Source organism: Bifidobacterium sp. UTCIF-38 (genome assembly GCF_006454495.1).
Lineage (GTDB): Bacteria > Actinomycetota > Actinomycetes > Actinomycetales > Bifidobacteriaceae > Bifidobacterium > Bifidobacterium callitrichos.
In genome coordinates this window covers 1-7337 of sequence record NZ_JFAL01000040.1, presented here as the reverse complement: position 1 = coordinate 7337, position 7337 = coordinate 1, and the positions used below count along the sequence as shown (strand labels likewise).

Sequence of the window (7337 nt, the reverse complement as noted above, 5' to 3'; positions counted from 1 at the left end):
GGATATATGGGCGACGGCTGGATGTGGGCGTCAAGCGCCAGAAAATTCGGATACCCGACGGGCGGCGGTATACAGCTCGGCGACGTGGCGAGCTTCGCCAAAGGCTATCTCGGCGCAAGCGCCGATTACGGACACGTCGCCATCGTCGAGGAAATCAAGGACGACGGTAGCATCGTCGTCAGCGAATCCGGCGGCGGCCTCCCATACGCATGGCTCAGGACACTCACCAAGGAACAGACCAACAATCCCAGCATCACTTATATCCACTAATCCTGAGGGAGAAAGAAGGAATCATGCGCCGCATCAATCCCCGACTTGATTCTTGCGAGCTTTCCGATCTTATGAGCGATTCCGGCAACTGGGATCTCCTCACGCAAATCCGCAATCATCCCAGTACATGGCCGGAACTCGACCAGTGGGCCATACACGCCATCGAGGATCCCGGAGGTGCGGGAGCCCCGCCGGATCCACCGGTCGGAACGAAGGTCAGACGCCGGTTCCGTCGTATCTCGTTCATCCTCGAAGATCGGGAACCCCGCAACACGCGGAGACGGCAGACGGAGGTCGAAGGACAAGACGATCGGAGGGGAAAGACGACAACTCCGATACAGGAGAATGCCGAGAATAGTTCCGAAGGCTACGCTCCCGTCAGTGAGGGGCGGATGCTCGACAGGATGGGAATATCCGCGATCTGCCTTCATATTCCGCACAAACGTTTGGTAGGCGTATTACTGGCACTCGTCATTGCAGTGGGAGCCGCCACGGGACTCGGCGAAATGAAGAACAATCATGATCGTGATGCGGCGCTTGCATCATGCAATCATGCAATCATGCAATCAGACACGATACGTAACGACTGGTGGAAGACCTTACGACAGACAGCTCCATACTTGAAATTGCGCAACGAAGACGTACGAGATCCCAAAGCCCTGGATTTAGCTATTACAATCGCGCAATATCGGCCATCGGCTCCACTCGCGACCTGCACTGCGGACATGACCGTAGACCGGCTCAACGGCATCCGAATGGCAGCGGAAAAAGCGAATGATCAGCTCAGGAGCCGGATCGAAAACCTGAACTCCGCGGTCAGCGAGGTCAAGACGTCATACAAGAGAAAACAGCTGGACAATGCGCAAAACAGTCTAGACAGACTCATCGAAGAGGCCGACCGGCTCTACACGGCTTCGGAAAACAAAGTCGAAGATGATGACACTCGTGTACGGCTCAACGGCCGAATAGCATATGCCCGATCCGTGATTCATGGAGCTCAAGGACTTGACCTCTACGACAAAAGCACCCGGAGTCTCAACGATGCAATGCGTGATGTTCGTGAATCCATGACAGCCTTGGAGGGAAAGTCCTCCGACATGGGCCATCTGGATGGTTCCGTGCAAACGGTGCCGGATTCGCGGTCTCCAAGCCGACAGATCACTCCACCATCAGGAGGCTCGCCTTCGACGATTCATCCAGAGAATCCCACATGGAACGTACCGGAGCAGCTGTCGAATCCCGAATTCCCCGATCATCTGCGTTAGATGCGTCAGGGAATTCGAGGTTCGTCCTTTCAGGAGGAAATCATGGCTTGGCGGTATTCGTCGAGTTTTTCGGGCCAGTCGGTTTGGATGATGTCGGCTCCGAGGGCGAGGAGCGCGCCCCAGCCGGTTTGCGGGCCTTCGAGGATGGATCGGGTGTCGTCCATGCCTTTGAGGCCCTGGTAGCCGTTGCCGAGGTCGAGGGCGTTGACGAACGTGTACAGGCCGAGGTCGTTGATGGTCTGGAAGACGACTGGGTCGGCGAGCGGCGTGTCCGGGGTGGTGGCGACGAGTTCCACGCCGACGGTGTTGATCCGCTCGTCGTGTGTGAACAGGTCGAGTTGGTCGGGGGTCTCGATCATGCCCATGAACATGTATTTGACGTCGTGGTCGCGGAGCGCCTGTTGGTGGCCTTCCGAGACGGGGCATTTGAGGATGAGTCTGCGTTCGAGGTGGAACTGGTCGAGCCAGTCGAGGAACCCGGTGTTCCAGTAGCGCCAGGAGCGGTCGATGTTGATGAGGATGTCGGGGGCGTTGTCGAGGATGTGCGCGACGCGTTCGACGTGCCCGTAGTAGGCGCCGGGGTATTCGGTGTAGCGCAGTTCGTCGAGTTGGGCGGCGGTTTTGGTCAGGATGTCGTCGGTGATGCGCAGGCGGGCCATTTCGGTGCCGTCGTGGAAGGCGAAGTATTCGCCGTCGGTGGATCGGATCACGTCGATCTCGGCGATGTCGGCGTTGACCTGTTTGGTGGCCAGGACGCTGTTGAGCGTGTTCTCACGGATGTCTCCGCGGGGTGTGCCGCGGTGGGCGGCGATGGCGAACGGGAAGCGGGCGTACGTCCGGTTGAGGTCGGCGTTGATGGACGCGTAGCGTTCGTGGCCGAATCGGGGATGGGTGTTGTTGGTGGTGTTCATGTGGGCTCCTTCGCCCCTGTGCGGGACTGGTGTGGTACGGGGTTTCCGCCGCCGGCGTCATGGCCGGTGGCGGAAACCGAGGGGTGGTGTGTGTGCGGGTTATTTGCCGGCGGCCTTGTTGTAGGTGGCGATGTCCTTGGCGGACTGGGTCTCGGCCTCCTGCATGGCGGTCTTGAGGTCCTTGGAGCCGCTGACAGCCTCGTTGAAGGAGGCCATCACGTCCTTGCGGATGGATGGATAGGCGCCGGTGCGGGCTCCCAGGGACACGCTGGTGGAGGGGTTGGCTTCCAGCTGCTTGTAGAAGACCTGCACGTTCGGGTCCTCGAGCGCCTGCTTGCCTTCGGTCTCGTCGGCGGCCTTGACGTTGGCGAACAGGTTGCCGGAGGCCTTGGCGAACACGGCTTGGGCGTGCGGGGTCATCATGAACTTGCCGAACTCCCAGGCGGCCTTCTGTTCGGAGTCGGTGTGCTCGGCGGACACGATCCACAGGGCGTTGCCGCCGATCGGGGTGCCGGCCTTCTTGTCTGACGCGTCGTGGGGGAACTGGGCGACGGTCACGTTCTCGGTGGAGTCGCCGGGCAGCAGGGACGTGTAGGAGGCGGACGAGGTCAGGAGCAGTCCGAGCTTGTCGGAGGTGAACGCGGTCGTCATGGAACTGTTATCGGTGCCCGGGTTCAGTCCGGTGCCGTCCTTGAACATGTCGGCGATCTTCTGGAACATGCCGAGCTGGGTCTTGGAGGTCATGTTCACGCCGGTGACGTTGCCGCCGCGTCCGTTGTCGGGGGTGGCGATGAGTTCGCCGTGGCTGGCGGACAGCATCTCGAGGATCCATGAGTCGACCATGTTCATGGAGAAGCCGTAGGCGCCGGTCTTCTCGTGGATGGCGTCGGCCCATTCGACGACCTCATCGAACGTGGTCGGCGGGTTGGCCACGTCGAGGCCCGCCTGCTGGGCGAGCTTGTTGTTGATGTAGGTGACGGGCTGGCTGATGGCGAACGGCAGGGCCAGCAGGCCGTCGTCGTCGCTGTAGTACTTAAGCGCCACCGGCTGGATGTCGTCGGTGTCGAATTCGGAGTCGCCCTCGGCGAGTTTGTGGACCGGCGTGGTCATCTTGCTGTCGATCATGTAGCCGGTGGACGTGTCGTTCATCTGCAGGATCGAGGGCGTGGACTTGGCTTGGACGGCGGCGGAGAACTTCTGCTGCACGTCGGCGTAGGAGCCTTGGTAGGAGGCCTCGACCTTGATCTTGCCGGAGTTCTTCTTGTTGAATTCGGAGACGAGCTGGTTGATGGCGTCCACTCCGGGTCCGGAGGTCGAGTACCAGAACGTGACGGTCTGCTCGCCGTCCTTCGCGGCGGCGTTCGTGTCCTGCGTGGTGCCGCACGCGGACAAGGCGAACATCGGCAGGATCGCGACGGCGACCGCTTTCAGCAGGGTTGACTTCCTCATGGTTGTGTTCCTTTCTTGCTACCGCCGGGGCGGCCACGCTGGCCGTCCGGCGAGGGGTGATTCGGTTTCCGGCGCCCTGCGGGGCGTCGTCTGTTTCGGATTGACGCGGATGGTTACCGGCCGGCGCGGCGGCGACGCCGGTGCGGTTCCGGCGGTGTCATTTGATGCTGCCGGCCACGCTCATGCCACGCAGCGACCTGTTGAACAGGAGGGTGAGGATCATCGCCGGGATGACCGCGATGGCGGCGCCGGCAAGGACCACGCCGATGTTGGATCCGTCCGATCCGCTCAGCTGGGTGATACCGACCTGGATGGTGCGGTGTTCGGGCTTGTTGGTGACGAGCAGGGGCCAGAAGTAGCCGTTCCACGCGGCGACCATCGCGTTGATCGTAGCCGCGATGATGGTCGGCTTGACGATGGGCAGCAGCACGTCGGTCATGAAACGGAAATGTCCCGCTCCGTCGATCAAGGCCGCCTCGCGCAGCTCCTTGGGGAAGGACCGGAACGCCTGACGGAACAGGAACACGGTGAACCCCTGCACGAGGAACGGCAGGAAGATCGCGGGGATGGTGTCCATGAGCCCCCAGTTGGCGATGTTGAGGTAGTTCGACAGGATCGTGGTCTCGCCGGGCACCATCATGCTCACGAGGAACACCATCATCCACATGCCCGGACGCCTCAGGTTGCAGAACACGATCGCGTAGGCTGCGAGGAACGCGGTCAGGATCTGCCCCGCGGTCTGGCACACGGTCACGATGATGCTGTTGCCCAGCTGCTGCGTCAGCGGCATCTGGGACATGGCGCGGGCAAAGTTGCCCAAGGTGAAGCCCCTGAACAGCCCGTTCGCATCGAAGAAGAACGCACCGACGTAGATGTACAGGACCGGCATCAGGACCAGGACGGTCACGGCCAGCGCGAAGACGAACCAGAGCGTCTGGCTGATGGGGGAACGCTTGCGGATCATCAGTAGTTCACCTTTCCTTCCAGGAAGCGGAACTGCAGCAGGGTGAGCACGAACACGAACACGAACAGCACGATGCCCAGGGCGGACGCGATGCCGAAATTCGCGCTGCCCGCGTTGAACGCGGCGGTGTAGATGTTGTACGTGATGGTCGTGGTAGACTGGCCCGGCCCGCCCTTGGTCAGGATGTTGATCTGGGCGAACGCCTGCAACGCCTCGATGCACGTGGTCACGGCGATGTAGAACAGGGTCGGGGTGATCAGCGGCAGCACGATCGACCACTGGATGCGCGCCTCGGAGGCGCCATCGATGCGCGCGGCCTCCAGAATCTCCTGGTCCACGCCATCGATCGCCGCGCACAACAGGATCAGCGTGAACCCGAGACCGGTCCAGATCGTCAACAGGGTCACCGTCAGGAACGCCCATTTCGGGTCGGTCAGGAAACCGACCGGACGCAACCCCAACCGCCCGATCAGCGAATTGATTACACCGCTCGAGCCAAACAACGCCAGAAAGCCCAGCGACGCGGCCGCCACCGACACGCTCACGATCGAGGTCATCGCCACCCGCAGCGCCTTGACGCCCATGATATGCCGGGTCAGCAAAATCGCCAGCAGCACGCCCAGCGCGATGCGGCCGACCACGACCAGCACGGCGTACAGGAACGTCTGCACCAGCACCCCGACGAACGACGGGTCGGTGAGCACCGTCCTGAAGTTCTCCAACCCCACAAACCCCGACGGCGAGCCGAAGATGTCCGTGCCCTGCATGCTCATCACAACCACGCGCACCAACGGGCCGAACACGAACACCACCAACAACACCAATGCCGGAACCAGCATCAGCCCTCCAGCTGCCCGGTCTCGTGCGACCTGCACCGTTGGTCTTCGTCGTTCATGGAACAAGTGCAACCTTTTCGCATTCAACTTGTTTCGCATTGTCTTTTCTTCTTTCAGCGTTGACATGCGGTGTACCGCTCAGCCGGCTTCGAACGACATCCGCTTCTAATCGCATGAGTAGGGAGCGCACCCTATCTCCATTATGTGACTCATCACATATGACAGCATATAAGGGCGTATTCGCGGAGAAAAGCTTAGGATGACCAACAGTAGGCCAATTAACAGTGAACTGCAAACTATAGATGTTCCAATATAGGGAGCGCTCCCTATATTTCGAAACGAAGCCTTCTGTAGACATGACCAGAAGAGAGAGGTACTGCTTATAGGAATCCGTTTCGGGTGCGCTGCGGGGCGTAGCGTAAAGTGGAGTCTTTGTTGCCAGATTTGACCGACGTGTGTCTACGCCACGAATCTGGGAAGAGCGACGGTGCGGCCGGATACGAGTACGCCCTTCACGGCTATCGCCGACGTCTCCCGTACGCCGTTCTGCAACTGACCATATACGATGTCCACCGCACGTGAACCAATCTCTTCCAACGGCTGCCTATAGGTAGACAGTCCGAGCAGCGAAGCCGATAATGGGGGAAAGCCGTCGTAACCAGTGACGGAAATGTCCCGTGGAACAAGCAGCCCTCTCCGCCGCAGCTCCTCCATCACCTGAAGCATGGTCACATCCGAAGGACACATGTATGCCGTAATCCTCGGGGACGACAGAGCCTCTTCAATGAGCTGCCCGATAGTATTTCCTTCCATCGGCAGTGTTTTCGCCGTCGCTCCTAGCATCTCGAGATGATGAGCCATCGCCAGACCTCTGCGATTCTGGCTGAGTGAGCGGTTTTGCGGTGCAATGAACACGGCAACGTCACGATGCCCATAATCACACAGGTATTGCGACAACCTCCCGGCTCCGTCCTCTTCATCGGTAAACACCGACGGAACGGTTCGACTGGTCTCTTCGTGCCCGGCAACGACAATGGGAACCCTATTGGCATAAGGAGCAAAATCGGCGGAGGTCAGCTTTGCCGAACAGACGATTATCCCCTCAACGCGCAGTGACAGCAAATCCCGGAACGCGGCCTTTAAATCATCTGCGGACAAGTCATCCACGCCGCTGATGCAAATCAGCTGGTAACCCAGTTCATGCGCACGTTTCTGCACAGCGTTTTGCAAGATGCCGTAGAACGGCAGTCTGCAGTCCCTGACAATCAGTCCAAGCATCTTTGTTCGGCTTGATGCCATTCCTCTTGCCATGGCGCTTGGCACATAGCCAAGCTTCCGCATCGCAGCGGACACCCGGTCGGCTGATTCTTTGCTGACACCGTCAATGCCGCGCAACACGCGGGAGACTACAGATTTCGAGACCCCCGCCTCTGCGGCGACATCAAAGATCGTGGGCTGCTTCTCTCCCATGCGGATCGACATCCCTCCTTATGCCAACGAGCCAGTGTTCATACTTCAGGATACTTCGAGAATCCTTCTCAGCTAAAGCTAAACCGCGACTCTCATCATCGGTTATTCACGGTTCCGGTGGCATCGCACGGTGCGATAACACCACCGAAGGGCAATGACACAAAAATCATAG

The 7337-nt window shown here is 59.9% G+C and carries 7 protein-coding genes; 2 read left to right on the top strand and 5 right to left on the bottom strand.

What is annotated here, in order from left to right; all coding sequences use genetic code 11:
* On the top strand, window positions 1-270 hold a 270-nt coding region (locus tag BW11_RS11370), incomplete at its 5' end, for a CHAP domain-containing protein (protein WP_140445863.1).
* Between the two features lie 23 nt (window positions 271-293).
* The gene (locus tag BW11_RS11365) at window positions 294-1535 is read left to right on the top strand and encodes a molecular chaperone (protein ID WP_140476380.1); all 1242 of its coding nucleotides are present in this window, start codon (window positions 294-296) and stop codon (window positions 1533-1535) included.
* Between the two features lie 29 nt (window positions 1536-1564).
* Here BW11_RS11365 and BW11_RS11360 read toward each other — a convergent pair whose 3' ends face one another.
* The 5 genes from BW11_RS11360 to BW11_RS11340 all read right to left on the bottom strand — a co-directional run bounded on the left by BW11_RS11360 (window position 1565) and on the right by BW11_RS11340 (window position 7165).
* Entirely contained in the window at window positions 1565-2446 is an 882-nt protein-coding gene (locus tag BW11_RS11360) for a glycerophosphodiester phosphodiesterase family protein (RefSeq protein ID WP_140445865.1), read from the bottom strand.
* A 99-nt stretch (window positions 2447-2545) separates the two neighbouring features.
* Window positions 2546-3895 (bottom strand): ABC transporter substrate-binding protein, encoded by a 1350-nt coding sequence (locus BW11_RS11355; protein ID WP_140445866.1) that lies wholly within the window; start codon window positions 3893-3895, stop codon window positions 2546-2548.
* A gap of 157 nt (window positions 3896-4052) precedes the next feature.
* Window positions 4053-4859 (bottom strand): carbohydrate ABC transporter permease, encoded by an 807-nt coding sequence (locus BW11_RS11350; protein ID WP_140445867.1) that lies wholly within the window; start codon window positions 4857-4859, stop codon window positions 4053-4055.
* Window positions 4859-5698, bottom strand: coding sequence for a carbohydrate ABC transporter permease (locus BW11_RS11345; RefSeq protein ID WP_258184686.1), 840 nt, complete (start codon window positions 5696-5698; stop codon window positions 4859-4861). The genes BW11_RS11350 and BW11_RS11345 overlap by 1 nt, the downstream gene beginning before the upstream one ends.
* Before the next feature lie 456 nt (window positions 5699-6154).
* Entirely contained in the window at window positions 6155-7165 is a 1011-nt protein-coding gene (locus BW11_RS11340; RefSeq protein WP_258184687.1) for a LacI family DNA-binding transcriptional regulator, read from the bottom strand.
* Between the last annotated feature and the right edge of the window lie 172 nt (window positions 7166-7337).

Coding starts and splice junctions, on each gene's coding strand:
- BW11_RS11350 (WP_140445867.1), bottom strand. CDS start 4,859: ATGATCCGCAAGCGTTCCCCCATCAGCCAGACGCTCTGGTTCGTCTTC.
- BW11_RS11360 (WP_140445865.1), bottom strand. CDS start 2,446: ATGAACACCACCAACAACACCCATCCCCGATTCGGCCACGAACGCTAC.
- BW11_RS11365 (WP_140476380.1), top strand. CDS start 294: ATGCGCCGCATCAATCCCCGACTTGATTCTTGCGAGCTTTCCGATCTT.
- BW11_RS11340 (WP_258184687.1), bottom strand. CDS start 7,165: ATGGGAGAGAAGCAGCCCACGATCTTTGATGTCGCCGCAGAGGCGGGG.
- BW11_RS11345 (WP_258184686.1), bottom strand. CDS start 5,698: ATGCTGGTTCCGGCATTGGTGTTGTTGGTGGTGTTCGTGTTCGGCCCG.
- BW11_RS11355 (WP_140445866.1), bottom strand. CDS start 3,895: ATGAGGAAGTCAACCCTGCTGAAAGCGGTCGCCGTCGCGATCCTGCCG.